This window comes from Nocardioides abyssi, assembly GCF_030412915.1.
In the GTDB taxonomy this organism is placed as follows: Bacteria; Actinomycetota; Actinomycetes; order Propionibacteriales; family Nocardioidaceae; genus Nocardioides; species Nocardioides abyssi.
Genome location: NZ_JAUHJR010000003.1, coordinates 34,795 through 61,131, shown reverse-complemented (window position 1 = coordinate 61,131; position 26,337 = coordinate 34,795). Strand labels below are relative to the sequence as shown.

The following is a 26,337-nucleotide window of genomic DNA, read 5'->3' as shown; positions in this document are numbered from 1 at the left end:
CATGCGCCTCGTCTTCGCCGGCACCCCCGAGGTGGCCGTCCCCTCCCTCGACGCGATCGCCGCGTCCGACCACGAGCTGGTCGGCGTCGTCACGCGTCCCGACGCCCCGGCCGGCCGCGGCCGCAAGCTGGTCGCGAGCCCGGTCGCGCAGCGTGCCGAGGAGCTCGGTGTGCCGGTGCTCAAGCCCGACCACCCGCGCGACCCGGAGTTCCAGGAGCAGCTGCGGGCGCTGCGCCCCGACTGCTGCCCGGTGGTGGCGTACGGCGCCCTCCTGCCGCAGTCGGCCCTCGACATCCCCCCGCACGGCTGGGTCAACCTGCACTTCTCCTGCCTGCCCGCGTGGCGCGGCGCCGCCCCCGTGCAGCACGCGATCTGGGCCGGCGACGAGGTCACCGGCGCGACGACGTTCCGCATCGTCAAGGCGATGGACGCCGGCCCGACGTTCGGCGTGATGACCGAGCGGATCCGCCCCACCGACACCGCCGGGGACCTGCTCGGTCGGCTCGCCGAGGGCGGGGCCGGCCTGCTGGTCGCCACCCTCGACGGCATCGAGGACGGCTCGCTGGTCGCCCGCGAGCAGCCCGAGGACGGCCTCAGCATCGCGCCGAAGATCCTCGTCGAGGACGCCGAGGTCGACTGGACCGAGCCCGCGGTCGCGGTCGACCGCCGCATCCGCGCCTGCACGCCCGGCCCCGGCGCCTGGTCGACCCTCGCCGGCGAGCGGCTCAAGGTCGGCCCGGTGACGATCGAGGAGGGCACCCGGCTCGAGCCCGGCGTCCTCGAGGTCCGCAAGAACGCCGTGCTCGTCGGCACCGGCACCGACGCGGTGCTGCTCGGCGAGGTCAAGGCGTTCGGCAAGAAGCAGATGGGTGCCGCCGACTGGGCCCGCGGCGTACGACTGGAGTCCGGCACCCGCCTGGGTGCCTGAGCGCATGGGCCGCCCCGCGACACCCGACGACGTCGACACGATCTGCCGGTCGCTGCCCGAGGTCGAGCTCGGCGTGACATGGGGCGACCGGCCGACGTACGTCGTGCGCGGCCGCGGCTTCGTGCTCTTCCGCGCGCCTGACCGGCACGCGGTGGACCCGGCGACGGGTGAGCCGTACGACGACCTGCTCGTGGTCACGACCCCGTCGATGGAGGCCAAGGAGGCGCTCGTCGCCGACCCCTCGCTGCCGTTCTTCACCATCGACCACTTCCGGCGCACCAGCGCGGTGCTGGTCTCCCAGTCCCGGCTCGGCGAGCTCGACGTCGAGGAGCTGCGCGAGGTCATCACCGACGCCTGGGCGGCGCGGGCGCCGAAGCGGCTGGTCCGCGAGCACCTGGGGGACACCGATGGCTGACCGGCGTCGACCCGTGTCGCGGCAGAAGGCGAGCCCGACGCAGAAGCAGAAGCCGAGGCTCGACGTCCCGCGCCTGGCGGCGTGGGAGGTGCTCAAGGCGGTCCGCGTCGACGACGCCTACACCAACCTGGTGCTGCCCTCGGTGCTCGCGCAGCACGGACTGACCGGCCGCGACGCGGCGTTCGTCACCGAGCTGGTCTCCGGCACGATCCGCCGGCAGGGGACGTACGACGCCGTGCTGGCCGCGTGCGTCGACCGGTCGCTGGCGAAGGTCGAGGCGAAGGTGCTCGACGCGCTGCGGCTCGGCACCCACCAGCTGCTCGCGATGCGGGTGCCGGCCCACGCGGCGATCAGCACGACCGTCGACCTGGTCCGCAGCAAGGTCGGTCCGGGGGCGGCCGGCTTCGCCAACGCCGTGCTCCGCAAGGTGACCGCGCACGACCTCGACGCGTGGGTCGCCGAGGTCGCGCCCGCCCGCGACGCCGACCCGACCGGCCACGCGTCGGTGGCGGCCAGCCACCCGCGCTGGGTCGTCGAGGAGCTGCGCCGCGCCGTCGGGGCCGACGAGCTGGACGCGCTGCTCGCCGCCGACAACGAGCCGCCGCGGGTGACCCTCGTGGCGCGGCCCGGCCGATCCACCCGCGAGGAGCTGCCGGGCGAGCCGACCCCGTGGTCGCCGTACGGCGTGGTGCTCGAGTCCGGCGACCCCGGCGCCGTGCCGGCGGTCGCCGAGGGACGTGCCGGCGTGCAGGACGAGGGCTCCCAGCTGGTCGGCGACGTGGCCGCGGCCGCACGCGTCGACGGTCGCGACGAGCGGTGGCTCGACCTGTGCGCCGGGCCGGGCGGGAAGTCCGCGCTGCTGGCCGCCGTGGCGGCCGGCCGCGGCGCCCGGCTCGTCGCGGGGGAGCGCCAGCCCCACCGCGCCCGGCTCGTCGCGCGCAACCTCCGCGGTCCCGGTGGTGTCGTCGACGGGGTTGCGGGCGTGCTCGCGGCCGACGGCACGCGTCCGCCGTTCCGGCCCGGCACCTTCGACCGGGTCCTGGTCGACGCGCCCTGCACCGGCCTCGGCGCGCTGCGCCGCAGGCCCGAGGCGCGGTGGCGCCGCCGGCCGCAGGACCTCACCGACCTGGCGGCGCTGCAGCGGGCGCTGGTCGGCTCGGCGCTCGACCTCGTCCGGCCCGGGGGCGTGGTGCTCTACGCGACCTGCTCGCCGGTGCTGGCCGAGACCGCGGAGGTCGTCGAGGCCGTGGTCGGCTCGCGCAGCGACGTACGGCTGGAGGACGCGAGCGGCCTGCTGCCCCACGTCCCGGACGCCGCAGGCCCGCTCGACGGCACACTCCAGCTGTGGCCGCACCGGCACGGCACCGACGCGATGTTCCTCGCGCTCCTGCGCCGCACCTGACACGAGCTCGGAGCCTGCGGGACGGCGCGCGGCGGATAGGCTCGGTCGTTCCGTCGGACCGGAAGGGTGGGTGGAGCCAGGTGTTCTCGAGGGCATCGGACCCCGCGGGCGTGCTGCGGTGGTCCGGGGTGCGGTACCGCTTCCGGGAGAGCCTCTTCCAGCTGCCGGCCCTGCTGGTGGTCGCCGGGATCGTGCTCGCCGAGGTCACCGCCCGGCTCGACGAGGCCTGGCCCGGCGCGGCCGACGGGCCGTGGACGCTGTCGATCGGCAGCACGGCGGCCACCTGGCTGCTGAGCACCGTCGCCGGCGCGATGATCACCACCGCCGGGGTCGTCTTCTCGCTGACCGTGGTGAGCCTCCAGCTGGCCAGCAGCCAGTTCTCCCCTCGGGTGATGCGCTCGTTCATCCGCGACCGGCTCAGCCAGGTCGTCATCGGCCTGCTCGTGGCGACCTTCACCTACTGCGTGCTGACGCTGCGCCACGTCGACGAGGAGTCGGCGAGGGACGCGCCGGCGCTCTCGCTCACGACCGCGGTCGTGCTCACCGTGGTGACGGTGCTGCTGATCATCGCCCACCTGAACCACCTGGCCGGGCGGCTCCAGGTGGGCCAGGTCGTGCGTGCGATCGCGGAAGAGGGCGAGGAGACGCTCGCGGCGATGGCGCGGCAGACCGCGTGGGAGCGGTCCTCGGGTGCGATGGTCGACACCGAGGACGCCGCGGAGCACGACGTCACCTCGCTCGACCCGCAGGCGCTGCACGTGCTGGCCGAGCGGGACGGGTGGGTGACCCAGGCGTCGACCCGGCTGCTGCTCCGCGCCGTGCCGCCCGGGAGCACGGTCCGGCTCGAGACGCGGACGGGCGCCTACGTCCACGAGGGCGAGGTGCTGGCCTCCGTGACGCCCCGGCCCGACGACGTACGCCGCGTGACCCGCGCCGTCGCCGCCACCGTCACCGTCGACGAGGTCCGCACCATGCAGCAGGACGTCGACTTCGCGCTGCGCCAGCTCGTCGACGTCGGGCTGCGGGCGCTCAGCCCGGCGGTGAACGACCCGACCACCGCCGTGGAGGTCGTGCTGCGCGTCGGCGGGCTGGTGCGCCGGCTGCTGGCCGTCGACCCGCCGGCCACGGCGGTGCGCGGTGACGGGGACCGGCTGCTGCTGCGTCCGTGGGTGCTGACCCACGAGGAGTACGTCGGGCACGCCTTCGACCAGCTGCGCCAGAGCGCCGGCTCGCAGACCCAGGTGCTGGCGGCGCTCATGCGGACGCTGCGGATGCTCGTCGCCCATGCCGAGCAGGTCGACCGGACCGACCGGGTGCCCGCGTTGGAGGAGCAGCTGCGCCTGGTCACGGAGTCGGTCGAGCGGGCCGACCTCGCCCCGGCCGACCGGGAGCGGCTGCTGGCGGTGCGCGCCGACCGCACCGACCCGGCGGAGCACGTCACCGCGCGACAGCCGCCCGGTCGGTAGCGCTCGGGACGACCGTCAGTCCAGCACGTGGCGCAGGTAGCGCCCCGGGTCGGCGAGGTAGCGCCGCCAGTGCTCGACCAGCTCCAGGTCCTCCCACGTCGTGCGGCGCAGGCCCCACGGGCCGACCTCGAGCACCGTCGCCCCGGGCATCGCGGCGAGCACGGGGGAGTGGGTCGCGCAGAGCACTTGCCCGCCCTTCGCCACCACCTCGGCGAGCGCCGAGACCAGCGCGAGGGTGGACGAGAACGACAGCGCCGCCTCCGGCTCGTCGAGGCAGTAGAACCCGGGGGAGTCGAAGCGGGTCCGCAGCACCTCGAGGAACGACTCCCCGTGGCTCATCTCGTGCAGCGGCGGGCCGCCGTGCTGCTCCTGGTGCGTGTACCAGCCGTGCATCGTCTCGGCGCGCAGGAAGAACCCCCACCGGCCCGAGCCGATGCCCCGCTGGAGGGTGAGCGCGGCACCCAGCGGCGACTCGGTCACCCGGGTGGAGTGGCGGGAGTTGCGGGTGCCGCCCTCGGGGGACAGTCCGTAGGCCTCGGCCACCGCCTCGACGATCGTCGACTTGCCCGAGCCGTTCTCGCCGACGAGGAAGGTGACGCCGGGGGCCAGGTCGAGCCCGCGGCGCACGACGTGCTCGACGGCCGGCACGGTCATCGGCCACTGCCGCAGCGGCAGCTTCTCCGCGCGGCCCTCCCGCGGCACCGAGACCCGGACGACGGGCGGCTGGTCGAGTCCCACCAGGGAGACGGTACGGCTCGCTACGGTGGGCGCGTGGCCGCCTCGAAGTCCCCGTCCGTCGAGATCGAGGTCGACGACCGCGTCGTGCGCGTCAGCAACCCCGACCGCGTCTACTTCCCGGAGTCCGGGGCCACCAAGCTCGACCTGGTCGAGTACTACCTCGCCGTCGGCCCGGGCATCGTCACCGCGCTGGAGGAGCGGCCGTGCATGCTGCACCGCTTCCCCAAGGGCCTGGCCGGCGACAAGGTCCACCAGAAGCGGCTGCCCCAGGGTGCGCCGCCGTGGGTGGAGACCGTGCGGCTGCACTTCCCGCGGTGGGACCGCACCGCCGACGAGCTCTGCGTCACCGAGCTGGCCAGCGTCATCTGGGCGGTGCAGATGTCGACGGTCGAGTTCCACCCCTGGAACAGCCGCCGCGCCGACACCGAGAAGCCCGACGAGTGGCGCATCGACCTCGACCCGGGGCCGGACTGCGACTTCGACCGCGTACGCCGCGTGGCCGGCGTCGTCCACGAGGTGCTCGACGAGCTCGGCGTGACCGGCTACCCGAAGACGAGCGGCAGCAAGGGCATCCACGTCTACGTGCGGATCCGTCCCGACCACGGATTCAAGGAGGTGCGCAGGGCCGCGCTGGCGTTCGCCCGCGAGGTCGAGCGGCGCGCGCCCGACGAGGTCGACCTGACGTGGTGGCGCAAGGACCGCGACCCGGCCACGGTCTTCGTCGACTACAACCAGAACGCGCGCGACCACACCATCGCCGCGGCGTACTCCGTGCGCGGCCTGCCCGACGCCCGCGTCTCCACCCCGATCCGCTGGGACGAGGTCGCCGACGTCGACCCGCGCGACTTCACGATCTTCACCGTCCCGCAGCGCTTCGCCGAGCTCGGTGACCTGCACGCCGACATCGACGCCGACCCGTGGGACATCGCGCCGCTGCTGGAGTGGGCCGAGCGCGACGAGGCCGAGGGCGCCGAGGGCCCGGCGGACCCCGACGACGCACCGGAGGCGTGACGAGCGTCCCCCGGAGGGGTGAGGTCCCGGCCGGGACGGCTGGGTAACGGCTCGCGGTGACCTCGCGCGAGCAGCTCCTGACCAGGGTCGAGAAGGCCGCCCGTGGGGTCTTCGGCCACGAGCACCTGCTGGGTGGGCAGGCCGAGGCGATGACCGCGCTGCTCGACGGGCACGACGTGCTGCTGGTCTCGCCGACCGGCTCGGGCAAGTCGCTGGTCTACCAGGTGGCCGGGGTGCTGACCGAGGGCTGCACGCTCGTGATCTCGCCGCTGCTCGCGCTCCAGCAGGACCAGGTCGAGAGCATCCGTTCGGCGCCGGGCGGCCTCACCGCGTGCCGGATCAGCTCCGCGGAGTCCGACGCGGAGAAGCGCGAGGTCGTCGAGCGGGCCACCGCCGGCGAGGTCGACTTCCTCTTCTGCTCGCCCGAGCAGCTGGCCAACGACGAGGTCCGCGCGGCCATCGGCGCCGCCGGCATCCGGCTGGTGGCGGTCGACGAGGCGCACTGCGTCTCGGCCTGGGGCCACGACTTCCGCCCCGACTACTTCCGCCTCGGCGACCTGCTCGCCGACCTGGCCGACGAGCAGGGCGCCGCGCCGCGGGTGGTCGCGATGACCGCGACCGCAGCGCCGCCGGTGCAGGAGGACATCGTCGACCGCCTCGACCTGCGCGAGCCGCGCACGGTGCTGACCGGCTTCGCCCGCGACAACCTCGCCCTCGACGTGGTCCGCGTCAACGAGGAGCCCGACCAGCACCTCACGGTCGTCGAGCTGGTCGCCGCTGAGCAGGGCTCGGGCATCGTCTACTGTCGCACCCGCCCCAAGGCCGAGGAGTACGCCGCCGCGCTGGCCGAGGCGGGTCGGCGCACCGCGGTCTACCACGCGGGCCTGTCCCACCGCCGCCGCGAGCAGACCCACGAGGCGTTCATGGCCGACGAGGTCGACGTGGTCGTGGCGACCTCCGCCTTCGGCATGGGGATCGACAAGCCCGACGTGCGCTTCGTGGTGCACGCGCAGATCCCCGAGTCGCCGGACACCTACTACCAGGAGGTCGGCCGCGCCGGCCGCGACGGCGAGCCCGCCACGGCGACCCTGGTCTACCGGCCCGAGGACCTCGCGTTGGGTAAGTTCTTCTCCGGCGGCATCCCGAAGAAGAAGGACGTGCACGCCGTGCTCCGGGCCGCCGGCGAGGTGGGCACCGAGCCCAAGGACGTCGCCGGGGCGGCCGGTTTCGGGCCGCGCAAGACCGGCCGGATCCTCAACCTGCTGGCGCTGGTCCACGAGACCCGGCCCGAGGCCAACGAGGCCGGCGCCGCGGTCGACGCGGTGGTGGAGGTGGCCGAGTCGCACCGCCAGCTGGAGCGGTCGCGCGTGGACATGATGCGCGGCTACGCCGAGACCGACCGGTGCCGCGCGGCGTACCTCCAGGGCTACTTCGGCGAGCAGGCCGAGCACCGCTGCGGCCGGTGCGACAACTGCCGCGACGGGCTCGCGGAGGACCCGGCGGTCGAGCAGGACGCGGCGTACCCGGTGCAGTCCGACGTCGTCCACGTCGAGTTCGGCCCGGGCGTCGTCACCGACGTCGAGGACGACCGGGTGACGGTGCTCTTCGAGTCGGTGGGCTACCGGACGCTGTCGCTGGTCGTGGTCGAGGAGCAGGACCTGCTCGCGCTCACCTGAGGCGTCCCTAGACTGACGGCCCGTGGGCCACCTCCAGATCACGCCGAGCATCCTCAACGCCGACTTCGCGAACCTCGGGGCGGAGGTGGCGCGCATCCCGGGCGCGGACTGGGTCCACGTCGACGTGATGGACAACCACTTCGTCCCCAACCTCACCTTCGGCCCGACGATGGTCGAGGCGCTCGCCCGCAGCACCGACACCCCGCTCGACGCGCACCTGATGATCGAGGACCCCGACCGCAACGCCGTGACGTACGTCGAGGCCGGCTGCGGCTCGGTCACCTTCCACGCCGAGGCCGCTCGGGCACCGGTGCGGCTCGCCCGCGAGATCCGCTCGCACGGCGCCCGCGCGTCGATGGCGCTGCGCCCGGCGACGCCGATCGAGCCCTACGCCGACCTGCTGCCCGAGCTCGACATGGTGCTGCTGATGACCGTCGAGCCGGGCTTCGGCGGCCAGAAGTTCCTCGACCTCGTGCTGCCCAAGATCCGTCGCACCCGCGCCCTCCTCGACGCCCACGGCGTCGAGACCTGGCTCCAGGTCGACGGCGGCGTCTCGCTGGAGACCATCGGCCGCTGCGCCGAGGCCGGAGCCGACGTCTTCGTCGCCGGGTCGGCCGTCTACTCCGCCGACGACCCCGACGCCATGGTCGCCTCACTGCGGGAGGCCGCAGCAGCTGCCGGGGGCCGTGACTGATCCACCGGTCAACCGGTGAACCCGTCGGCTTGACCGACGGAACTCGCACGTGACCGACGAAGGTTCGTCGGTCAAGCAGGAGGTTCATCGGTCACGTCGTGTCCGGTGGCCACCGGCCGGCCGCCGACGACCGTCCCACCCTGTGGGCCGCCTCACGGCGCCCGCGGGGTGCCCCTGTGGCAGACTCGGCCGCAGACGAGCAGATGCTCGCGTGCTCTGGGGTCGGTGTAATTCCGAGCCGGCGGTGACTGGAGGAATCCAGAAGTCCGCGACCCGGTCACAGCCAGTGACCGGTTGACCAGGTGAGAGTCCTGGACCGACGGTGAAAGTCCGGATGGGAAGCGCACGCAGGCGGCTCGGCACGCCACGCACGTGCCCGCGCCGCCGTCAGGCCCCGGAGTCCGCGACGACAACGGACACGAGGGGCCGAGCGATGAGCACCACCGACGCGGAACGGCGCGCGATGCGCCGCGCGCTCGAGCTCGCCGCGAGCCCCGGCGTACCGCTCGGGCCGAACCCGCGCGTCGGGTGCGTGCTGCTGGCCGACGACGGCACCACCGTGGCCGAGGGGTTCCACCGCGGCGCTGGCACCGCCCACGCCGAGGCCGACGCGCTGGCGCAGGCGGGGGAGCGGGCCCGCGGCACGACCGCGGTCGTCACCCTCGAGCCCTGCAACCACACCGGCCGGACCGGCCCGTGCGTCCGCGCCCTCCTCGAGGCGGGGGTACGCCGCGTGGTGTTCGCCCAGTCCGACACCAACCCGGTGGCCGTCGGCGGCGCGCAGACGCTCCGCGAGGCCGGGGTCGAGGTGGAGCCCGGGCTGCTGGTCGACGAGGCCCGCGAGCTGAACCGGACCTGGACCTTCGCCGTCGAGCACGGCCGGCCGTTCGTCACCTGGAAGCTCGCCACCACCCTCGACGGGCGCAGCGCGGCGGCTGACGGCACGAGCCGCTGGGTCTCCAGCCGCGCCGCCCGGCTCGACACCCACCGCCTGCGCGGGCTGGCCGACACGATGCTCGTCGGCACCGGCACGGTGGCCGTCGACGACCCGGCGCTGACCGTCCGCGACGAGCACGACGTGCCGCTGCCCCGGCAGCCGCTGCGGGCGGTCATGGGCCTGCGCGACCTCGACCCCGGCCGCCGCGTGCTCGACGACCGGGCCGAGACCGTGCTGCTGCGCACGCGCGACCCGCACGAGGCGCTCGCCGAGCTGCGGGCACGCGACCGGCAGCACGTCTTCCTCGAGGGCGGACCGACGCTGGCGGCGGCGTTCCTGCGCGCGGGCGTGGTCGACGAGGTCGTCGCCTACGTCGCCCCCATGTTCCTCGGTGCCGGCCTCGCAGCCGTCGCCGACCTCGGAATCACCACGATCGCCGACGCGTTCCGGCCCACGGTCACCGACGTGGCCGTGCTCGACCCGGTCGAGGCCGGTGAGCAGCCCAACGTGCGGCTGACCATGACCCCGGCGCCCACCACGGCAACGGTGCAGCACAACGAGGAGAGCTGAGGAATGTTCACAGGGATCGTCGAGGAGCTCGGCACCGTCGCGGCCGTCGAGGACCAGGGCGACGCCATCCGGCTCACCATCCGCGCCGCGACCGTGCTGGAGGACGCCGCGCTCGGTGACTCGATCGCCGTCAACGGCTGCTGCCTGACCGTCGCCGCGCGCCAGGACGACACCTGGACCGCCGACGTCATGCAGGAGACGCTCGACAAGACCAGCCTGCGCGGCGTGCAGCCGGGCGACGTGGTCAACCTCGAGCGCGCGGTCACCGCGGCGACCCGGCTCGGCGGCCACATCGTCCAGGGCCACGTCGACGGCGTCGGCGAGGTGCTCGGCCGCACGCCGAGCGAGCACTGGGAGGTCGTCGAGGTCTCGCTGCCGGCCGAGCTGGCGCGCTACCTCGTCGACAAGGGCTCGATCACCGTCGACGGGGTCAGCCTGACCGTCGTGGAGGCGGGGGAGACCTCGTTCACCGTCAGCCTCATCCCCGAGACCCTCGCCCGCACCACGCTCGGCACCCGCCAAGTGGGCGACCGGGTCAACCTCGAGGCCGACGTCATCGCCAAGCACGTGGAGAAGCTGCTCGCCGGCCACCTGCCGAGCAGCACCGGCGGGGAGGCCTGATGCTCGACTGGCTCCTGCACGGCACGATCGCCGTCGGTGACGGCTCGCTGGCGGTCCGCGAGGTCGTCGGCAACGGCTTCGGCCTGGCGAGCGCGCTGCTCGGCATGCGCCGGCTGGTGTGGGCGTGGCCGATCGGCCTGGTCGGCAACGTCCTGCTCTTCACGGTCTTCGTCAGCGGCGAGCTCAGCGGCGCCACGTCCGAACCGCTGTGGGGCCAGGCCGGCCGGCAGATCATGTTCGCCACGGTCGGCCTCTACGGCTGGTGGCGCTGGCGCGCGGCCGGCCGCACGCCCGACGCCGAGCCGGTCACGCCACGCTGGGCGACCGGCCGGGAACGGCTGGCGCTGCTCGCCCTGGCCGCGGTCGGGTACGCCGCGGCGTACGCGCTGCTCGTCCGGATCGGCTCGTGGGGCCCCGCCACCGAGGCCTGGATCCTCGCCGGCTCGCTCATCGCGACCTACGGCATGGCGCGCGGCTGGGTGGAGTTCTGGCTGGTGTGGATCGCCGTCGACGTCGTCGGCGTGACCACCCTGGTGCGGGCGGGCTACTACCCGACCGCCGGCATGTACCTGTTCTACGGCGCGTTCTGCGTCCTCGGCCTGATCACCTGGTGGCGCGTCGAGCGCGCCTCCCACCAGCCGGCGGCGGCCCCGCTGCCGGTCGACGAAGGAGTCCCCGCATGAGCGCCCCGCGCCCGCCCGCCCAGCAGCCCGCCGGCCAGCCAGCCGGCCGGCCCGGCAGCCAGCACGACAAGGTCCGCCTCGACGACGTCGAGCGCGCGATCGCCGACATCGCGGCGGGCAAGGCCGTCATCGTCGTCGACGACGAGGACCGCGAGAACGAGGGCGACATCATCTTCGCCGCCAGCAGGGCGACCCCGGAGCTGATGGCCTGGACGATCCGGCACAGCAGCGGGGTGATCTGCGTGCCGATGCCGGCCGACATGCTCGACCGGCTCGAGATCCCGCTGATGACGCCGCACAACAAGGACAAGCTGCGCACGGCGTACACGATCTCCGTCGACGCCCGCGACGGCGTCAGCACCGGCATCTCCGCCGCCGACCGGGCCCACACCGTCCGCGTCCTGGCCGACTCCGCGACCGAGCCGTGGGAGGTCACCCGGCCCGGCCACGTCTTCCCGCTGCGCTACCGCGAGGGCGGGGTGCTCGTGCGTCGCGGCCACACCGAGGCCGCCGTCGACCTGGCCCGGCTCGCCGGGCTCACCCCGGCCGGCGTGCTCGTGGAGGTCGTCAACGACGACGGCACGATGAAGCGGGCGCCCGAGCTGCGCGCGTTCGCCGACGAGCACGGCCTGGCGATGATCTCGATCGAGCAGCTGGTCAAGCACCGCCGCCGCCACGAGACGCTCGTCGAGCGGGTCGCGGAGACCCGGCTGCCGACCCGGCACGGGGACTTCACCGCCTACGGCTACCGGATCACCGTCGACGGCTCCGAGCACATCGCCCTCGTCCACGGCGACCCGGCGACCCTCTCCGACGAGGAGCCGGTGCTGACCCGCGTGCACTCCGAGTGCCTCACCGGCGACGTCTTCGGCAGCCACCGCTGCGACTGCGGCCCGCAGCTCGACGAGGCGCTCGAGCGGATCGTCGCCGAGGGGCGCGGCGTGGTCGTCTACCTGCGCGGCCACGAGGGCCGGGGCATCGGCCTGGTCGCCAAGCTGCAGGCCTACCAGCTCCAGGACGGCGGCCGCGACACCGTCGACGCCAACCTCGACCTGGGCCTGCCCGCCGACGCCCGCCACTACGGGACGGCCACCCAGGTCCTGCGCGACCTCGGCGTCCGCAGCGTCCGGCTGCTCACCAACAACCCCGAGAAGGTCAGCAGCCTCGAGGACTTCGGCGTCCCTGTCGCCGAGCGGGTCCCGCTCACCCCGCACCCCAACGACCACAACCTGGCCTACCTGCGCACCAAGCGCGACCGGATGGGCCACGTCCTCCCCGGGCTGACCTCGGTCGAGCCGGCCCCGAGCACGGCCGTCACCGACCCGAGCACGGCCGTCACCGACCCGAGCCAGACCACCGACCAGCAGGAGATCGACGCATGAGCGGACACGGCGCCCCCACCCTCCAGCCCGTCGACTGCAGCGACCTGCGGGTCGCCGTGGTCGCGGCCAGCTGGCACACCGAGGTCATGGACGGCCTGCTCGCCGGCACCGAGCGCGCGCTGGACGACCACCGCGTGGGTGAGTCGACGGTGGTCCGCGTGCCCGGCACGTTCGAGCTGCCGGTCGTCGCCGCGGCCCTGGCCGAGGAGGGGTACGACGCCGTGGTCGCCCTCGGCGTCGTGGTGCGGGGCGGCACGCCGCACTTCGAGTACGTCTGCTCCGCTGCCACAGACGGCCTGACCCGCGTCGCGCTGGACCACCGCACGCCGGTCGGCTTCGGCGTCCTGACCTGCGACACCGACGAGCAGGCGCTCGACCGCGCCGGTCTGCCGGGGTCGAAGGAGGACAAGGGCTACGAGGCGACCGCCGCCGCCCTGCAGACCGCCCGCACGCTGCGCGGCATCACCGGCCGCTGATCAGTCCCAGCCGAGCATCGTCGAGATCTCGCCGGCGAGCGTCATCGGGTCGAACGGCTTGGAGATGACGCCGGCGACGGCCATCTCGTCCCACAGCTGACGGTCACCGACCTGCACCTTCGCGGTCAGGAGCACGACGGGGATTCCGGCGGTGGACTCCTGCGCCTGCAGGTGCTGGAAGGTCGTGAGGCCGTCCATCTCCGGCATCATCAGGTCCAGCACGACGACGTCGGGCTGGTGCAGGGCGGCGAGGTCGATGGCTTGCGCGCCGCTCTCGGCGGTGACGACCTCCCACCCGGCGACGACCTCCAGGGCGATCTGGGTGATCTCGCGGATGGAGTCGTCGTCGTCGACGACGAGGGCGCGCGGCATCAGCTCTGCCGCGGTCCGGCGAAGAGCGCGCGGTAGTACGTCTGCGTGTCCGCGGCGACCACCTCCACGTCGGCGATCCGGTGCAGCAGGGCCTCGGTGCCCGGGCCGAGGCCGAGCACCTGGTCGTTGTACAGGCAGTAGTCGTACCCGCAGACCGCCCGCTCCTCCACGAGCATCTCCACGATGGTGGAGATCATGGACCACATCACGTTGGTCTGTCGTTGGTCGTGGCGCACCAGGGTGAAGCCGAGGTAGTAGACCGCGTCGCGGGCGGTGTGCTCGGGGTAGTGGTGCGCCCACCAGCCGGGGCTGATCCAGGGCACGGTCACCAGGTCGCGGGTCAGCGTGGACAGGCCGACCACCTCGCCGTCGGCGTTGCGGGCGACGTACTTCATCACCCGCTCGTCCTTCATCTCCTCCACGAACTCGTGCTCGTGCAGGAGGTGGCGCGCCATGGCGCGGACCTCGAGCTCGGCGAAGGTCGCGCGATAGAGGTCCCAGTAGTCCGCGATCGTCGCGTCGTCGAGCTCGCGCTCGACCGTGATCGCCAGTGCCGGCGTCGAGGTCTCAGCCACGGTGGGGCTCCTTCGGCGACCAGTCCTCCACCGAGTACGCCGCCACGACGAGCGCGCAGACCGGCCGGTCGGTGCAGTGGGCCGACGCGGTCGCGGACTCCACGGGCCCGTAGCCGCCGCCGCGGTTCTCGTCCATGTCGTGCAGGCTCAGCGTGATCTGCTCCAGCAGTGACTCCTCACTGCCGCCGTGGTGCTCGACGAAGAGCCCGCCGGTGGTGTGGTCGCGGGTCCAGCCCAGGCCGGCCCAGACCGTCTCGCCGCTGTGCTCGGCGAAGACCGCCGACTCCACGCAGTAGAGCTTGTCGCCGTGCCCGCCGGCCAGCACCTCCGCCGCGCCGTCCTCCAGCACCCGGACGGTGCTGTGCGGCGGGATCACCGAGGAGAGCTTGATCAGGTTCAGGTTGCCGATCCCGGCGTTGAGCAGGGCGTGGTCGTACGCCGCCAGCTTCGTGCGTCCGACGCCCGTGGCTGCTCGGACGGTGATGTCGAGGCGGGTGGTCAACGTTCCTCCTGGGAAGGGGTGGGTGCCGGTGTGGTCACGGGCGTGGTGGTCGGCGGTGTGGTCACGGACTGGTCTGTCGACGGGGTGGTCGGCGGGGAGATCAGGTCGGGGGCGGGCCGCGCGGCCGCGGTCGCGCCGGCGGGGCGGGCGCGGTGCGCGACGGGCAGCGTGAACTGGACGGTCGTCCCCTCGCCGGGCTGGCTCTCGGCCCAGATGCGGCCGCCGTGCCGCTCGACGATCCCGCGGCTGATCGCGAGGCCGAGCCCGGTGCCGCCCTTCTGGCGGGCGTCGGAGGAGTCGACCTGGTGGAACCGGTCGAAGATGGTGGCGATCTGGTCCTCGGGGATGCCGCGGCCCTCGTCGCGCACCCGGAACAGGACGGCCTTGCCGTTGGGCTGCAGGACGGCGTCGAGGACGACCCGGCCACCGGCGGGGGAGAACTTGATCGCGTTGTTGAGCAGGTTGGTGAGTGTCTGGACGATGCGGTCGGCGTCGACGAGCACCTCGCCGGCGGCGTCCCCGACCTCGAGGCGCACGTCGGCGCCGCGGGCCATCGCGTCCATCTCGGCGGCCGCCGCCTCGACGACGGTCCGGGCCTCGGCGGGCGCGAGCTCCATCGGGCGCGTGCCCGACTCGATCCGCTCCAGGTCGAGGATGTCGTTGATGAGCCGGGTCAGCCGCTCGCTGCTCTCCAGCGCGATCCGGGCCATCGAGGTCGCCCGCGGGGTGAGCTCGCCCAGCTGGCCGCCGGCGAGCAGGCCCAGCGACCCGCGGATCGAGGTGAGCGGCGTCCGCAGCTCGTGGCTGACCACGGAGAGGAACTCGTTCTTCATCCGGTCGACCTCGCGGCGCTGCGTGACGTCGCGGAAGACGACCACGGCACCGGTGACGGTCTCGTCGTCGACCAGCGGGCTGGCGGTGATCTCGACGGGGAACGTGTCGCCGTCGGCGCGGACGTAGACGTCCTCCTCCGCGCTGGTCACCGTGCGGGACGAGATCGCCTCGGCGATGTAGCAGCCCTCGTAGGGGAAGGCCGTCCCGTCCACCCCCGGGGCGTGGAAGAGGTCGTGCGCGCGCTGGCCGACCAGCTCGTCGAGGGGGTGGCCCAGAGCCCGGGCGCCGGAGGGATTGACCCAGGTGATGCGACCGGCGGGGTCCACGCCGTAGATGCCGTCCCCGACGGAGGTCAACAGGGTCTCGGTACGCCGCGCCATGCGCCGCAGGTCGGCCGTCTGCTCCTCGACCCGCAGCTCCAGGCCCCGGCGCAGCTGGGTGTTGTCCAGGGTCAGCAGCACCTGGCGGAGACCGGCGGCGAGGCCGAGGACCAGCCAGAGCACCACCTGGGCGCGCTGCATGCCCCCACCGGAGCTGAACGCGGTCTGCACGACGACCGCCACGCCCACCGCGCCGAACACCAGGATCGTGTCGCGGGCGTCCGCGACGGCGCGGCTGCCCTCGACCTCCTCGAAGTCGGGTCGGGCGGGGTACCACGCGGCGACGCCGATGATGAGGTAGCCGGCGATCCAGCCGAGGTCGGGGACGTCGCCCCAGGCGAAGGTGCCCTGGCTGACCCGCACCGCGTAGGTGAGGTCGGCGACGGCGTACAGCAGGAAGCCGAGCGCGACCAGCGCCAGCGCCGGACGGCCCTCGCCGCGGCTGCGCAGGACGAGGAAGAGACCGACGGTCACCAGCGCGACGTCGAGGAACGGGATGAGCACGTTGCTGACCAGCGGCTGCCCGAAGGAGCTGTCGACCGACCCGAGCAGCTCGTCGTAGACCAGCACCGTGGCGATGATGACCACCGCCGTGCCGCCGACGATGCCGTCCAGGGCCAGGAGCACGAGGTCGCGCCCCCGTCGCCGGGCGGTCGGGAACGAGAGCAGGCCGATGATCGAGAGCGCGAGCGCCACGGAGATGCTGAGGTCGACGACGGCGCTGGGCTCGGTGACCGGGTCGTTGCCGACGATCGTGCCCCAGACGTTGCCGAGCACCGCGACCGTCGAGGCGGCGGTCAACCAGCACCAGGCCATCCGCCGGCGGCCGGTCGACGAACGGGCGCGGACGGCGAGCGCGAGCGTCGTGGTGGTTCCGGCCATCATCAGGCCCAGCCCGCTTGCCGCCTCGCGAGTGGCCCGGGAAAGGATCGGCGCGAGCAGCACGGCGTAGACCGCCAGGAAGGCGACCGCTGCGGGGACCGCGGCACGGAAGCGACGTCGCTGCGCGCCGAGCGACAGCGATGTGCTCATACCCGGCACGGTATCAGCAGGTCACGGGCGTCCGAGGATCGCTCCCGACAGGCGTCAACTGCCCGCCGTCACCTAGGCTGGTCGCTCGTGAAGACGTTCGACGAGCTGTGGGCCGAGCTGCAGGAGAAGGCGCGCACGCGTCCGGCGGGCTCCGGCACCGTCGCCGAGCTCGACGCGGGTGTCCATGCGATCGGCAAGAAGCTGGTCGAGGAGGCCGCCGAGTCCTGGATGGCCGCCGAGCACGAGGGCAAGGACCGCACGGCCGAGGAGATCAGCCAGCTGCTCTACCACGCCCAGTGCCTCATGCTCGCCAGCGGCATCGAGCTCGACGACGTCTACGCCCACCTCTGACCCGAACAGGACTCCTGTGTCCCTCCTCCGCGTCGCCGTCCCCAACAAGGGGTCCCTCTCCTCCTCCGCCTCGGAGATCCTGCGCGAGTCCGGCTACCGCCAGCGCGACGACAGCAAGCAGCTGACGCTGATCGACGACGAGAACGGCGTCGAGTTCTTCTACCTCCGGCCGCGCGACATCGCGCTGTACGTCGGCGAGGGCACCCTCGACGTCGGCATCACCGGCCGCGACCTGCTCCGCGACTCCGGCGCGCAGGCCGACGAGGTCCGCTCGCTCGGCTTCGGGCGCAGCCGCTTCCGGTTCGCCGGGCCCGCCGGGCGCTACACCGACCTGTCCGAGCTGGAGGGGCTGCGGATCGCGACGTCGTACGTCGGGGTCGTGCGCGCCTTCCTGGCCGAGCGTGGCATCGAGGCCTCGGTCGTGCGGCTCGACGGCGCGGTCGAGACCAGCATCCAGCTCGGTGTCGCCGACGTCGTCGCCGACGTCGTCGAGACCGGCAGCACGCTGCGCCAGGCCGGCCTGGAGGTCTTCGGCGAGACGATCCTCGACTCCGAGGCGGTCCTCATCCGCCGCGCGACCGGCGACCCGCCCAGCGGCTTCGAGGTCTTCAAGCGTCGCCTTGACGGGGTCCTGGTCGCGCGCAGCTACGTGATGATGGACTACGACATCGAGAGCCAGCACGTCTCCGCGGCCGTCGCGCTGACGCCCGGCATCGAGAGCCCGACGGTCTCCCCGCTCCACAAGGACGGCTGGGTCGCGGTGCGCGCGATGGTGCCGCGCCAGGGCGCCCAGCGGCTGATGGACGAGCTGTGGGAGCTCGGTGCGCGCGGCATCCTGCTCACCGAGATCAATGCCTGCCGGCTCTGAGCCCGCGCCCGCCCCGCGGGTGCCGGAGCTGCCGCGGACCTGGCGACCGCTGGGCCCGCGGATCGTCGCGACCGTCCTGAGCAGCGGGATGCTCGTCATCCTCGCCACGGCGTGGATCTCCCTCGGCGCGGAGACCCGCGCGAAGTTCACGCCGTTCCAGATCGGCACGATCGTCTGCTTCATCATCCTCGGCGGCGTCGTCCTGCACGCGCTGACCCGCTCCCGGGTCACCGCGACGCGCGACGGCCTCACCGTCGTCAACGGCTACCGCGCCCGCACCTTCGCCTGGGCCGAGGTCGTCGCCGTCCACCTCCCGCCGGGTGCCCCCTGGGTCACCCTCGACCTCTCCGACGGTCGCACCGTCTCGGCCATGGGCATCCAGGGCTCCGACGGCGAGCGCTCCCGCGCCGCCGCCCGCGACCTGCGCCGCCTCGCCGACGAGCTCACCCGCTGACCGACCCCTGCCTGACCACACCCCCGCCACTCGCCGAGTCGCCACTTCTGACGTGTCGAGTGGTCACTTCTGGTCGACTGCGGAGACCAGAAGCGACCACTCGAGGGACCCGAAGTGGCGACTCGGCGGGCGGGGGTCAGTCCTCGAGCGCGCGGATGCCCCAGACGACGGAGACGGTCTCGTCGGGGGCGAGGGTGAAGAGGTCCTCGCCGGAGCGCAGCGCGTCCGGGGGAGCGGTCATCGGCTCGACGGCCAGCGAGCGCCGGGCGGTCGCCGCGACGTCGTCGGCGGTGTAGAGCAGCAGCCACGGGTGGTGGCCGTCGACCCACAGCGTGACGCCGTCGCCGCTGGCGGGGTCGCGCAGCACGGCGGTCGTGTTGCCCTCGGGGTCGCGCCCGAGGTCGGTGAAGCAGTCGTTGAGCGCGAGGTCGCGCAGCGGCCGCGCGACCCGGAAGTCGTACGGCGTGCCCTCCACCGCCTCCCGTCCCCCGGGCAGCAGCCGCTCGTCGTCGACGAGCAGGCGGGTGGCGGCGGGCAGCGTGAGCTCCCAGCCGTCGACCGGGCCCTCGCCGACGCGGAGGTAGGGGTGCGCGCCCGAGGCGTACGGCGCCGGGCGGCCCGAGTCGTTGGTCGCGGTCTGGGTGACGGTCAGCCCGTCGGCGGAGAGGTCGTAGGCGACGTGCAGGTCGAGGGTCCAGGGGTAGCCGGTCTGCGCCATGAGGCGGTACTGCAGCGACACCGAGTGCCCGGTGTGCTCCTCGACGCTCCAGGCGACCCAGCGGGCGAGGCCGTGGGAGGAGTTGTGCCGCGCCGGCTCGGTCAGCGGCAGCTGCAGGTCGCGCCCCTCGAAGGTGTACCGCCCGTCGCGGACCCGGTTGGGCCACGGCACGAGCAGCTGCCCGCGGCCGCCCGACGACATCTCGTCCTCGCCGAACCCGTCCACGAGGTCGCGTCCGCGGAAGGACAGCGCGCGCAGCGCTGCGCCGCTCTCGGTCACGACGGCCTGGTAGCCGCCGCCCTCGATCTCGAACTGTTCGCCGCTCGGAGGTAGCACCGGTTCACCCTAGGTGCAGCGGTGGACGTCGCCCGGTGCCGTCCACGAGCAGGTCGGCCCGCTCGCGGGTGCGGTCGACGGCGAAGTGCTCGGCCTCCGCGACCGTCCAGCGGCGCCAGTGCGGCTCGACCGCGGCGCCGTCGCGGGCGAGCCCGCGCTCCAGCCGCAGCGCGGCCGGTGCCTCGACCCAGACCAGCACCCCCACCAGCGAGGAGTACGCCGCCAGGCCGGCCCCGACGCCCTCGAGCACCAGCAGCGGGGCGGGCGCCACGGTGACCGTGCCGGCGTACGCCCCCGCGTCCCAGTCGTAGCGCCGGTAGGTGCCGGCCTCCCCGCGGGCGAGCGGGGTCAGCAGGGTGGCGAGCTGGTCGCCGACGCGGGGGAGCCCGTCCCACCCGTCGTAGAGGTCGTCCAGGTGCACGACCGGCGCGTCGGCGAGGGCGCCGATCCGACCGGCGAGCGTGGTCTTGCCGGAGCCGGCGGGCCCGTCGACGCAGAGCAGCCGGCCCTCGCCGAGCGTCGGCCGTCGCGAGCGCACGAGCGCCAGGGCGGCCTCGGCCGGGTCAGGAGACGAGGCCGTGGCCACGGTAGGTCGGGACCTCCTCGACGAACCGCTCGCCCTGCAGCAGGTGCACCCGGTCGGTGTGCTCGAAGAGCTCGCCGGACTTGGCGTGGCGGAACCACACCAGGTCGCCGACCGCGAGCCGCCCCGCGGCGGGGCCGGTGAGCGGGGTCTGCACCTCGCCGGCGCCCTCGAGCGAGGTCAGCCGAAGCCCGGCGGGGGCCCAGGGGGTGGGGAGCCGGTCGGGGCCGGCGGCGCCGGACGCCACGAAGCCGCCGCCGTGGACGGTCGCGACGTCGGGGGAGGGCCGGCGGACGACCGGCACGCCGAAGAAGGCCGCCGGTCGAGCGTCGAAGGAGCGGTAGTGGTCGAAGAGCGTGGGGACCAGCAGGCCGGAGCCGGCGGCGACCTCGGTGACGACGGGGTCGGCGACGGTGGTCTCGATCGAGCCGGAGCCGCCGCCGTTCCACAGCTCGAGGTCGACCAGGGGGCGCAGGGCGTCGGCGACGGCCCGTCGGCGCTGGGAGAGCTGGCTGAGCGAGGCCGCCTTGAGCCCCCGCACGACCGCCGAGCGCGCACGCTGGGTCGGCACGGCGTCGGGCAGGCCGGCGACCTGCCCCTCGTAGGTCATCACGCCGACCAGCCGGAAGCCGGGGCGGCCGAGGACCTCGCGGGCCAGCGCGGCCACGCGGTCGGGCTCGTGCAGCGGGCTGCGCTTGGGGCCGACGTGCTGGCCCCGCACCCGCAGGCCGGCGTCGACCTCGAGGGCCACCCGCACCGGGACGGCCGCGGAGGACCGGACGGAGTCGACCACGTCGAGGTGGGCGACGTCGTCGACCATGAGCGTCACGTGGGCGGCGGCCGAGGGCGAGGCGACGAGGCGGGCCAGCGCCGCCCGGTCGACGGTGGGGTAGGCGACCAGTACGTCGTCAGTGACGCCCTGCTCCTCCAGCCACAGCGCCTCGCGCAGCGTGTAGCCCAGCACCCCCGCGAACCCGGGGGTGGCCAGCGCCCGCCGCAGCAGCGCGGGGACCCGGATCGACTTCGACGCGACGCGCACCGGCTTACCGCCGGCACGACGCACCAGGTCGGCGGCGTTGGCGTCGAAGGCGTCGAGGTCGACCACCGCCACGGGCGTGGGCAGGTCGCCGCCGGCGGCCGCGACGGCACCGCTCAGTCGCGTCCAGAGGCGGTTGCGGGCGACGTCGTCGTGGTGGGGCACGCCAGGACTCTAGGAGACGCGGGCTCCGCGGTCAGGCGGACGCCCGGGGAGGTCTCAGGTGATGCCGCGCTTGCGCAGCAGCGCCTCGATGTCGGCGAGGTCGTCGTCGCCGTCCGCGCCGCCGATGGCGGGTTCCCCCTTGCGCTCGCCCTTGCGTTCGCCGCGGCCGCTGCTTACGGCCCGGTCGGGCGCGGCCGGCGTGCCGTCGACCGCACGCGCGCGCTCGCGGTCCCGCAGGATGCCGGAGACCACCAGCAGCACGGCCGCGACGCCGGCGACGGCGATCCCCGCCCACACCGAGGGGCTGAGCACCAGGCCGGAGACCCAGTCGCCGACCGCGGTGCCGATGCGGGTGAACATCCGCAGGGTGTCGGTGAGGTACGCCGCGACCGGCAGCAGGGTGAGCCCCGCACCGCGCAGGCCGGAGGCCACGCCCCGCTTGCGGAACGCGTGCCAGGTCCACACCGCCCCGAGCACGGTCAGGGTGAGTGCGAGGGCGGCCCACGTCGCGTCGTCCACGGGGTCCAGCCTGCCACGCCGCCGGGCGGCTCAGGCCGAGGCGCGCGCCGGCTCGGGCAGGTCGTCGAGCAGCCCGCGTCGCCGCAGGTGCGGCATCACGCCCTCGGCGAACCACGACGCCTCCTCGACGTGCGGGTAGCCCGAGAGCACCAGCTCGTCGATGCCGACCCGGTGGTAGGCCTCGATGAGGTCGGCGACCTCCTCGTGGCTGCCGACCAGCGAGGTGCCGGCGCCGCCGCGGACCAGGCCGACGCCGGACCACAGGCCGGGGGAGACCTCCAGCTCGCGGGCGGAGGAGTACGCCGTCCCGGCGCGGCGCAGCGCGTTCATCCGCTGCTGGCCGGTCGACTCGCTGCGCGCCTGGGCGGCCTGCGCCGCCTCGACCGTGGCGGGGTCGACCCCGTCGAGCAGCCACTGCGCGTGCCGCCACGCCTCCTCGGAGGTGTCCCGCGACAGGGTGTGCACGCGCAGGCCGAACCGGAGGGTGCGCCCCTGCTCGGCGGCCAGGCCGCGGATCCAGGCGACCTTCTCGGCCACCTGCTCCGGCGGCTCGCCCCAGGTCAGGTAGACGTCGGCGTGACGCGCCGCCACCGGACCGGCCGCTGCGGACGAGCCGCCGAAGTAGATCGGGGGCAGCGGGTCGATGCCGCCGCTCACGAGCGCGCCCTCGGCGCGGTAATGGGTGCCGTCGAAGTCGAAGGGGGCCTGCCCCCACGTGCCACGGACGACCTCGAGGAACTCGTCGGTGCGGGCGTACCGCTCGTCCTTGGGCGCGGTGTCGCCGAAGCGCGCCTGCTCGACCGGCTCGCCGCCGGTGACGACGTTGAGCATCAGGCGTCCGTCGGAGATCCGCTGGTAGGTCGCGGCCATCTGCGCCGCGAGCACCGGGTTGACCACGCCGGGCCGGAAGGCGACGAGGAACCTCAGCCGCGTCGTCTCCCGGACCAGCGCGGCGGTGGTCAGCCAGGCGTCCTCGCAGAAGGTCCCGGTCGGCGTCAGCACCCCGGTGAAGCCCAGCCGCTCGGCGGTCCGGGCGACCTCGGCGAGGTAGTCGATCGTCGGCGGCCGGAACAGCTCCCGCACCGATCCCTCGCCCCTCCCCGGGCCGAGAGTCTCGGCGAGCCCGCTGGTGACGTCCTTCGGGACGCCCTGTCCGGCCCCCACCAACCCCCGGCTGTCGCCGGAGGTCGGCAGGAACCAGTGCAGGGTGAGCGGGGCGGTCACCGGACGGCGTCCCCGGTGGTGGCCTCGGCGAACTGGTCACTGAAGAAGTCGGTCACGTCGACCTCCTCGGGGATCAGCCCGTTGGCGGTGAACGTGTCGGCCATCTGCTGCTCGGAGGCGACGACCTCGTCGTTGATGGGCTGCGGGGTCACCGGGCGGTTCCCGGCGGCCGCGAGCGTGACCTCCTCGGACAGGCCGGTCTGCTCGGCCCACACCTTCGCCCAGTCCTCCCGGTTCTCCGCGGACCACATCTGCGCCTTGGTGATGCGGGTCAGGTAGTCCTCGAGCGCGGCCGTGGTGGCCTCGTCCTCGAGCGCGGACTGCGAGGCGACCTGGAAGTTCAGGCCGTTGACCAGGCCGTCGCCGTCGACGAGCACGCGGGCGCCCTCGTCCACGACGGCCTGCGACGTGTAGGGGTCCCAGACCGCCCACGCGTCGACGTGGCCGTTGGCGAAGGCGGCGAGCGCGTCGGCCGGCTGCAGGTTCTGCACCTCGATGTCGTCGTAGGTGAGGCCGGCCTCCTCGAGCTGCGCGAGCAGGTTGTAGTTGGCCGAGCTGCCCTCGGCGACCGCGACCTTCTTCCCCTTCAGCTCCGCCACGCTCTGCACCGGGGAGCCCTTCGGCACGAGGATCGTGTCGCCCTTCCCGGTGTACGACGCGGTCGCCACCATCTTGAACGTCCCGCCCGCGGCCGCCGCGAAGATCGGCGGGGTGTTGCCGACCATGCCGACGTGGATGGCGTCGGAGTTGAGCGCCTCGAGGATCGGCGGACCAGAGGTGAACTCCTTCCACTCGATCGTGTACTCGGTGTCCGCCAGGCCGGCGGCGGTCAGCAGGGCCTTGGCGCTGGTGCCCTTCTGGTCGCCGACGATGAGCGTGACCTTCGAGAGGTCGACCTCGCCGTCGTCGCCGACCGCGCCCTCGTTGCCGGTGGCGGACCCGCCGCAGGCGGCGAGCGCGAGCAGGCTGGTCGCGAGCACGGCGCCGAGGGTGGCGCGCAGGCCTCGGCGGCCGGACCGCGGGGACGTCGGGTTGGTGGGGCGGCTCATGCTGCTCCTCGCTTCGTGGGCTGGTGGTGGGTGGGACCGAGCTCGCCGGTGACCGGGTCGCGTCGGGGGTTGCGGGGCGTGGGCCGCACGCCGAGGGCGGCGAGCACCTCGGCGCGCGTCCGGGCGATGTCGGGCTGGGAGGGCGCGCGCTCCGAGCGCGGCAGGGTGATCTCCCAGGTCCGGCCGATGCGGCCGGCGTCCATCACCACGAGACGGTCGGCGAGGGCCAGTGCCTCGTCGACGTCGTGGGTGACGAGCAGGATCGCCATCGAGTGGCGCCGCCACAGCTCGATCACCAGCTGGTGCATCTCGATGCGGGTCAGCGCGTCCAGCGCGCTGAACGGCTCGTCGAGCAGGAGCAGCGCGGGGTTGCTCACCAGCGCCCGGGCCAGCGAGACGCGCTGGGCCTGGCCGCCGGAGAGCTCGAGGGGCCAGGCGTCGAGCTTCTCGCCCAGGCCGACCTCGGCGAGCGCGGCCTCGGCGAGGCCGAGCCGCTGCTTGCGCTCGGGGCTGTTGAGCAGGGCCAGCGCGACGTTCTGGTGGACGGTGCGCCAGTTGAGCAGCCGCGGCTCCTGGAAGGCGACGCCGGTGCGTCCGGAGACCTCGACCTCGCCGGCCGGCACCGGGTCGAGGGCGGCCAGGCTGCGCAGCAGCGTCGACTTGCCGCAGCCGCTGCGGCCGAGCAGGGCGACGATCTCGCCGTGCCGGACGTCGAGGTCGATGGCCCGCAGCACGTGGGTGTCGCCGAAGGAGCGGTGGTGGCCGCGGACACGGGCGACGTGCTCGCCGGTGGGGCGCGAGGCGTCGTCGCGGTCGGTGGTGGACTGGGGGGTCAGGAGCGCCATGCGAGGGCCTTCCTCTCGAGGTGACGGACGACGGCGTCGGTCGCGAGACCGAGCAGGCTGTAGACCGCGAGGCCGACGACGATCACGTCGGTCTGGAGGAAGTCCTTGGCGTGGTTGATCATGTGGCCGAGGCCGGACTGCGACGCGATGGTCTCCGCGACGATCAGCGACAGCCAGGCGATGCCCAGGCTCTGCCGCAGGCCGACGAGCGTCTGGGGCAGCGCGCCAGGGATGACGACGTGGCGGATGCGCTGGGCCCAGGTCAGGTGCAGGGCCTTGGCTGCCTCAAGGGTCTTGCGCTCGATGCCGCGGATCCCGCCGAGGGTGTTGAGGTAGAGCGGGAAGGTGGCGCCCAGCGCGATGAGCGCGACCTTGGGCGTCTCGCCGATGCCGAACCAGATGATGAAGAGCGTCACCAGACCGAAGTGCGGCAGCGTGCGCAGCATCTGCATCGGCGGGTCGATCGCGTCCTCGCCGATGCGCGAGAGGCCGGCCACGACGGCGAGCGCGAGGCCGATGCTCGCGCCGATCGCGAAGCCGAGGCCGACCCGCTGCAGCGAGATGAGGGTCTGGGTGCCGAGCGTCCCGGCCTGCACCAGGTCGACCGCGGTGGCGGCGACCTGGGCAGGGGAGGCGAGCTTGCGCTCGTCCAGCACCCCGGTGGAGGAGGCGAGCTGCCAGAGCCCCACGAGGGCCACGGGGGAGACCCAGCGGCGCAGCAGGTGGACGGGCGGTCGCCGGCGGCGTACGGCGGGTGGCCGGCCGAGCGGCGCGGCGTCGGTCCCGACGCCGACGCCGGTGCCGACGCCGACCGGGGCGGGTGCGGTGGTCGTGTCCATGGGGCGTATGTCTACGGATCTTGGGCACTTAAATCAAGTGACTCGCTCGACTTTGGGCGTGTCGCGGGTCGGCCGCATCCGTCTGAGATCATCGCCCGCGTGAGCGAACGTCCCGAGCGACCCGACCAGAAGCGCCTGCTCGGCCCGGGTTTTCCCGACGACACCGGCGAGGCGCCGCCCGGCCTGGTCGCGGCGGCGACGGCGTACGCCTCCGACCGCCGGCGGTACGTCGACGTGCTGGCCGCCCTGGCCGAGTGCCGCCTGCTCGTGCCCGTCGTCGCGGTGCTCGGCGAGGTCGAGGTCGACGAGCAGGGCCTGGCGCACGACAAGACCTCCGACATGGCGGCGGTGCTGCTGACCGGCGCCGACGGTCGCCTGGCGCTCCTGGCCTTCTCGGGCACGAGCGCGATGGCCGCGTGGGACCCCGCGGCCCGGCCCGTGCCCGTCCCGGCCCGGGTCGCCGCCCAGTCGACGGTCCAGGAGGGCGCTGCCGCCCTCCTGGTCGACGTGGCCGGCCCCGTCCGGCTCGTCGTCGAGGGCGAGGACCTCCACGCGCTGGCCGCGGGCTGGACCCTCGCGCGCGTGGGGGAGCAGCGGGCGTGGATCCGGCCCGGGGATTCGGCCGACCCGGAATGATCGGCTAGTCTCCTGTGTTG

At 74.0% G+C, this 26,337-nt stretch carries 29 protein-coding genes and 1 riboswitch; of the genes, 16 read left to right on the top strand and 13 right to left on the bottom strand.

What is annotated here, in order from left to right:
- Position 1: 1 nt before the first annotated feature.
- From fmt to QWY29_RS09315, 4 genes are all read left to right on the top strand, one after another.
- Complete coding sequence (gene fmt, locus QWY29_RS09330) at positions 2-928, top strand: methionyl-tRNA formyltransferase (RefSeq protein ID WP_300960456.1); 927 nt, start codon at positions 2-4, stop codon at positions 926-928.
- Between the two features lie 4 nt (positions 929-932).
- A complete protein-coding gene (locus QWY29_RS09325) occupies positions 933-1,343 on the top strand; it encodes an MmcQ/YjbR family DNA-binding protein (protein ID WP_300960455.1) in 411 nt (136 codons plus the stop codon).
- A gap of 13 nt (positions 1,344-1,356) precedes the next feature.
- Entirely contained in the window at positions 1,357-2,745 is a 1,389-nt protein-coding gene (locus QWY29_RS09320; RefSeq protein ID WP_300960454.1) for an RsmB/NOP family class I SAM-dependent RNA methyltransferase, read from the top strand.
- Positions 2,746-2,825: 80 nt separating this feature from the next.
- Complete coding sequence (locus tag QWY29_RS09315; RefSeq protein ID WP_300960453.1) at positions 2,826-4,211, top strand: DUF2254 domain-containing protein; 1,386 nt, start codon at positions 2,826-2,828, stop codon at positions 4,209-4,211.
- Positions 4,212-4,226: 15 nt separating this feature from the next.
- Here QWY29_RS09315 and QWY29_RS09310 read toward each other — a convergent pair whose 3' ends face one another.
- A complete protein-coding gene (locus QWY29_RS09310; RefSeq protein WP_300960452.1) occupies positions 4,227-4,949 on the bottom strand; it encodes an AAA family ATPase in 723 nt (240 codons plus the stop codon).
- 33 nt (positions 4,950-4,982) lie between these two features.
- Here QWY29_RS09310 and ligD point away from each other — a divergent pair, with 33 nt between their 5' ends.
- From ligD to ribH, 8 genes are all read left to right on the top strand, one after another.
- On the top strand, positions 4,983-5,960 hold the full coding sequence (gene ligD, locus QWY29_RS09305; protein WP_300960451.1) for a non-homologous end-joining DNA ligase: 978 nt from the start codon (positions 4,983-4,985) through the stop codon (positions 5,958-5,960).
- 56 nt (positions 5,961-6,016) lie between these two features.
- Positions 6,017-7,636 (top strand): RecQ family ATP-dependent DNA helicase, encoded by a 1,620-nt coding sequence (locus QWY29_RS09300; protein ID WP_300960450.1) that lies wholly within the window; start codon positions 6,017-6,019, stop codon positions 7,634-7,636.
- Between the two features lie 22 nt (positions 7,637-7,658).
- Positions 7,659-8,330, top strand: a complete 672-nt coding sequence (gene rpe, locus QWY29_RS09295; protein ID WP_300960449.1) for a ribulose-phosphate 3-epimerase — start codon at positions 7,659-7,661, stop codon at positions 8,328-8,330.
- 207 nt (positions 8,331-8,537) lie between these two features.
- A riboswitch (FMN riboswitch) is annotated at positions 8,538-8,681 on the top strand.
- Positions 8,682-8,763: 82 nt separating this feature from the next.
- Positions 8,764-9,837, top strand: coding sequence for a bifunctional diaminohydroxyphosphoribosylaminopyrimidine deaminase/5-amino-6-(5-phosphoribosylamino)uracil reductase RibD (gene ribD / locus QWY29_RS09290; RefSeq protein ID WP_300960448.1), 1,074 nt, complete (start codon positions 8,764-8,766; stop codon positions 9,835-9,837).
- 3 nt (positions 9,838-9,840) lie between these two features.
- The gene (locus QWY29_RS09285; protein ID WP_300960447.1) at positions 9,841-10,458 is read left to right on the top strand and encodes a riboflavin synthase; all 618 of its coding nucleotides are present in this window, start codon (positions 9,841-9,843) and stop codon (positions 10,456-10,458) included.
- Entirely contained in the window at positions 10,458-11,141 is a 684-nt protein-coding gene (locus tag QWY29_RS09280) for a nicotinamide mononucleotide transporter family protein (protein ID WP_300960446.1), read from the top strand. The genes QWY29_RS09285 and QWY29_RS09280 overlap by 1 nt, the downstream gene beginning before the upstream one ends.
- Positions 11,138-12,523 carry a bifunctional 3,4-dihydroxy-2-butanone-4-phosphate synthase/GTP cyclohydrolase II gene (locus QWY29_RS09275; protein ID WP_300960445.1) on the top strand — a complete coding sequence of 462 codons (1,386 nt, stop codon included), beginning with the start codon at positions 11,138-11,140 and terminating at the stop codon, positions 12,521-12,523. The genes QWY29_RS09280 and QWY29_RS09275 overlap by 4 nt, the downstream gene beginning before the upstream one ends.
- Positions 12,520-12,999, top strand: coding sequence for a 6,7-dimethyl-8-ribityllumazine synthase (ribH, locus tag QWY29_RS09270; protein ID WP_300960444.1), 480 nt, complete (start codon positions 12,520-12,522; stop codon positions 12,997-12,999). The genes QWY29_RS09275 and ribH overlap by 4 nt, the downstream gene beginning before the upstream one ends.
- Here the strand turns inward: ribH and QWY29_RS09265 are convergent, their stop codons facing one another.
- From QWY29_RS09265 to QWY29_RS09250, 4 genes are read right to left on the bottom strand one after another with little or no spacing between them, the layout of a single operon-like run.
- Positions 13,000-13,371 (bottom strand): response regulator, encoded by a 372-nt coding sequence (locus QWY29_RS09265; protein ID WP_300960443.1) that lies wholly within the window; start codon positions 13,369-13,371, stop codon positions 13,000-13,002. It lies immediately after the preceding gene.
- A complete protein-coding gene (locus QWY29_RS09260) occupies positions 13,371-13,946 on the bottom strand; it encodes a hypothetical protein (protein ID WP_300960442.1) in 576 nt (191 codons plus the stop codon). Before QWY29_RS09260 ends, QWY29_RS09265 begins: the two co-directional genes overlap by 1 nt.
- Positions 13,939-14,448 carry a pyruvoyl-dependent arginine decarboxylase gene (locus QWY29_RS09255; protein ID WP_300960441.1) on the bottom strand — a complete coding sequence of 170 codons (510 nt, stop codon included), beginning with the start codon at positions 14,446-14,448 and terminating at the stop codon, positions 13,939-13,941. Before QWY29_RS09255 ends, QWY29_RS09260 begins: the two co-directional genes overlap by 8 nt.
- Positions 14,445-16,694, bottom strand: coding sequence for a sensor histidine kinase (locus tag QWY29_RS09250; RefSeq protein ID WP_300960440.1), 2,250 nt, complete (start codon positions 16,692-16,694; stop codon positions 14,445-14,447). Before QWY29_RS09250 ends, QWY29_RS09255 begins: the two co-directional genes overlap by 4 nt.
- A gap of 87 nt (positions 16,695-16,781) precedes the next feature.
- Between QWY29_RS09250 and QWY29_RS09245 the strand changes: the two genes are divergently transcribed.
- The 3 genes from QWY29_RS09245 to QWY29_RS09235 are packed head-to-tail and all read left to right on the top strand — an operon-like array spanning position 16,782 to position 18,367.
- The gene (locus QWY29_RS09245; protein ID WP_300960439.1) at positions 16,782-17,045 is read left to right on the top strand and encodes a phosphoribosyl-ATP diphosphatase; all 264 of its coding nucleotides are present in this window, start codon (positions 16,782-16,784) and stop codon (positions 17,043-17,045) included.
- A gap of 16 nt (positions 17,046-17,061) precedes the next feature.
- Positions 17,062-17,913, top strand: coding sequence for an ATP phosphoribosyltransferase (gene hisG / locus QWY29_RS09240; RefSeq protein ID WP_300960438.1), 852 nt, complete (start codon positions 17,062-17,064; stop codon positions 17,911-17,913).
- Positions 17,897-18,367: a PH domain-containing protein gene (locus tag QWY29_RS09235; RefSeq protein WP_300960437.1), complete on the top strand. Its 471-nt coding sequence runs from the start codon at positions 17,897-17,899 to the stop codon at positions 18,365-18,367. Before hisG ends, QWY29_RS09235 begins: the two co-directional genes overlap by 17 nt.
- A 136-nt stretch (positions 18,368-18,503) precedes the next feature.
- Here the strand turns inward: QWY29_RS09235 and QWY29_RS09230 are convergent, their stop codons facing one another.
- The 8 genes from QWY29_RS09230 to QWY29_RS09195 are packed head-to-tail and all read right to left on the bottom strand — an operon-like array spanning position 18,504 to position 25,681.
- Positions 18,504-19,421: an aldose 1-epimerase family protein gene (locus QWY29_RS09230; RefSeq protein WP_300960436.1), complete on the bottom strand. Its 918-nt coding sequence runs from the start codon at positions 19,419-19,421 to the stop codon at positions 18,504-18,506.
- Between the two features lie 4 nt (positions 19,422-19,425).
- Positions 19,426-20,007 carry a uridine kinase family protein gene (locus tag QWY29_RS09225; protein WP_300960435.1) on the bottom strand — a complete coding sequence of 194 codons (582 nt, stop codon included), beginning with the start codon at positions 20,005-20,007 and terminating at the stop codon, positions 19,426-19,428.
- On the bottom strand, positions 19,985-21,205 hold the full coding sequence (locus tag QWY29_RS09220; RefSeq protein ID WP_300960434.1) for an amino acid deaminase/aldolase: 1,221 nt from the start codon (positions 21,203-21,205) through the stop codon (positions 19,985-19,987). Before QWY29_RS09220 ends, QWY29_RS09225 begins: the two co-directional genes overlap by 23 nt.
- A gap of 54 nt (positions 21,206-21,259) precedes the next feature.
- Positions 21,260-21,724: a hypothetical protein gene (locus tag QWY29_RS09215; RefSeq protein ID WP_300960433.1), complete on the bottom strand. Its 465-nt coding sequence runs from the start codon at positions 21,722-21,724 to the stop codon at positions 21,260-21,262.
- Positions 21,725-21,754: 30 nt separating this feature from the next.
- Positions 21,755-22,948: an LLM class flavin-dependent oxidoreductase gene (locus tag QWY29_RS09210; protein ID WP_300960432.1), complete on the bottom strand. Its 1,194-nt coding sequence runs from the start codon at positions 22,946-22,948 to the stop codon at positions 21,755-21,757.
- Positions 22,945-23,997: an ABC transporter substrate-binding protein gene (locus tag QWY29_RS09205; RefSeq protein WP_300960431.1), complete on the bottom strand. Its 1,053-nt coding sequence runs from the start codon at positions 23,995-23,997 to the stop codon at positions 22,945-22,947. Before QWY29_RS09205 ends, QWY29_RS09210 begins: the two co-directional genes overlap by 4 nt.
- Positions 23,994-24,842, bottom strand: a complete 849-nt coding sequence (locus tag QWY29_RS09200; RefSeq protein ID WP_300960430.1) for an ABC transporter ATP-binding protein — start codon at positions 24,840-24,842, stop codon at positions 23,994-23,996. Before QWY29_RS09200 ends, QWY29_RS09205 begins: the two co-directional genes overlap by 4 nt.
- Positions 24,830-25,681: an ABC transporter permease gene (locus tag QWY29_RS09195; RefSeq protein ID WP_300960429.1), complete on the bottom strand. Its 852-nt coding sequence runs from the start codon at positions 25,679-25,681 to the stop codon at positions 24,830-24,832. The genes QWY29_RS09200 and QWY29_RS09195 overlap by 13 nt, the downstream gene beginning before the upstream one ends.
- A 99-nt stretch (positions 25,682-25,780) precedes the next feature.
- On the opposite strand from QWY29_RS09195, the gene QWY29_RS09190 reads away from it, so the two are divergent.
- Positions 25,781-26,317 (top strand): SseB family protein, encoded by a 537-nt coding sequence (locus tag QWY29_RS09190; RefSeq protein ID WP_300960428.1) that lies wholly within the window; start codon positions 25,781-25,783, stop codon positions 26,315-26,317.
- The last annotated feature ends 20 nt before the right edge of the window (positions 26,318-26,337 follow it).

Excerpts from the sequence above, each read along its gene's own strand:
- fmt (WP_300960456.1), top strand. The coding sequence starts at position 2 with ATGCGCCTCGTCTTCGCCGGCACCCCCGAGGTGGCCGTCCCCTCCCTC.
- QWY29_RS09325 (WP_300960455.1), top strand. The coding sequence starts at position 933 with ATGGGCCGCCCCGCGACACCCGACGACGTCGACACGATCTGCCGGTCG.
- ribD (WP_300960448.1), top strand. The coding sequence starts at position 8,764 with ATGAGCACCACCGACGCGGAACGGCGCGCGATGCGCCGCGCGCTCGAG.
- QWY29_RS09285 (WP_300960447.1), top strand. The coding sequence starts at position 9,841 with ATGTTCACAGGGATCGTCGAGGAGCTCGGCACCGTCGCGGCCGTCGAG.
- QWY29_RS09280 (WP_300960446.1), top strand. The coding sequence starts at position 10,458 with ATGCTCGACTGGCTCCTGCACGGCACGATCGCCGTCGGTGACGGCTCG.
- QWY29_RS09275 (WP_300960445.1), top strand. The coding sequence starts at position 11,138 with ATGAGCGCCCCGCGCCCGCCCGCCCAGCAGCCCGCCGGCCAGCCAGCC.
- ribH (WP_300960444.1), top strand. The coding sequence starts at position 12,520 with ATGAGCGGACACGGCGCCCCCACCCTCCAGCCCGTCGACTGCAGCGAC.
- QWY29_RS09265 (WP_300960443.1), bottom strand. The coding sequence starts at position 13,371 with ATGCCGCGCGCCCTCGTCGTCGACGACGACGACTCCATCCGCGAGATC.
- QWY29_RS09250 (WP_300960440.1), bottom strand. The coding sequence starts at position 16,694 with ATGAGCACATCGCTGTCGCTCGGCGCGCAGCGACGTCGCTTCCGTGCC.
- QWY29_RS09235 (WP_300960437.1), top strand. The coding sequence starts at position 17,897 with ATGCCTGCCGGCTCTGAGCCCGCGCCCGCCCCGCGGGTGCCGGAGCTG.
- QWY29_RS09205 (WP_300960431.1), bottom strand. The coding sequence starts at position 23,997 with ATGAGCCGCCCCACCAACCCGACGTCCCCGCGGTCCGGCCGCCGAGGC.
- QWY29_RS09200 (WP_300960430.1), bottom strand. The coding sequence starts at position 24,842 with ATGGCGCTCCTGACCCCCCAGTCCACCACCGACCGCGACGACGCCTCG.
- QWY29_RS09195 (WP_300960429.1), bottom strand. The coding sequence starts at position 25,681 with ATGGACACGACCACCGCACCCGCCCCGGTCGGCGTCGGCACCGGCGTC.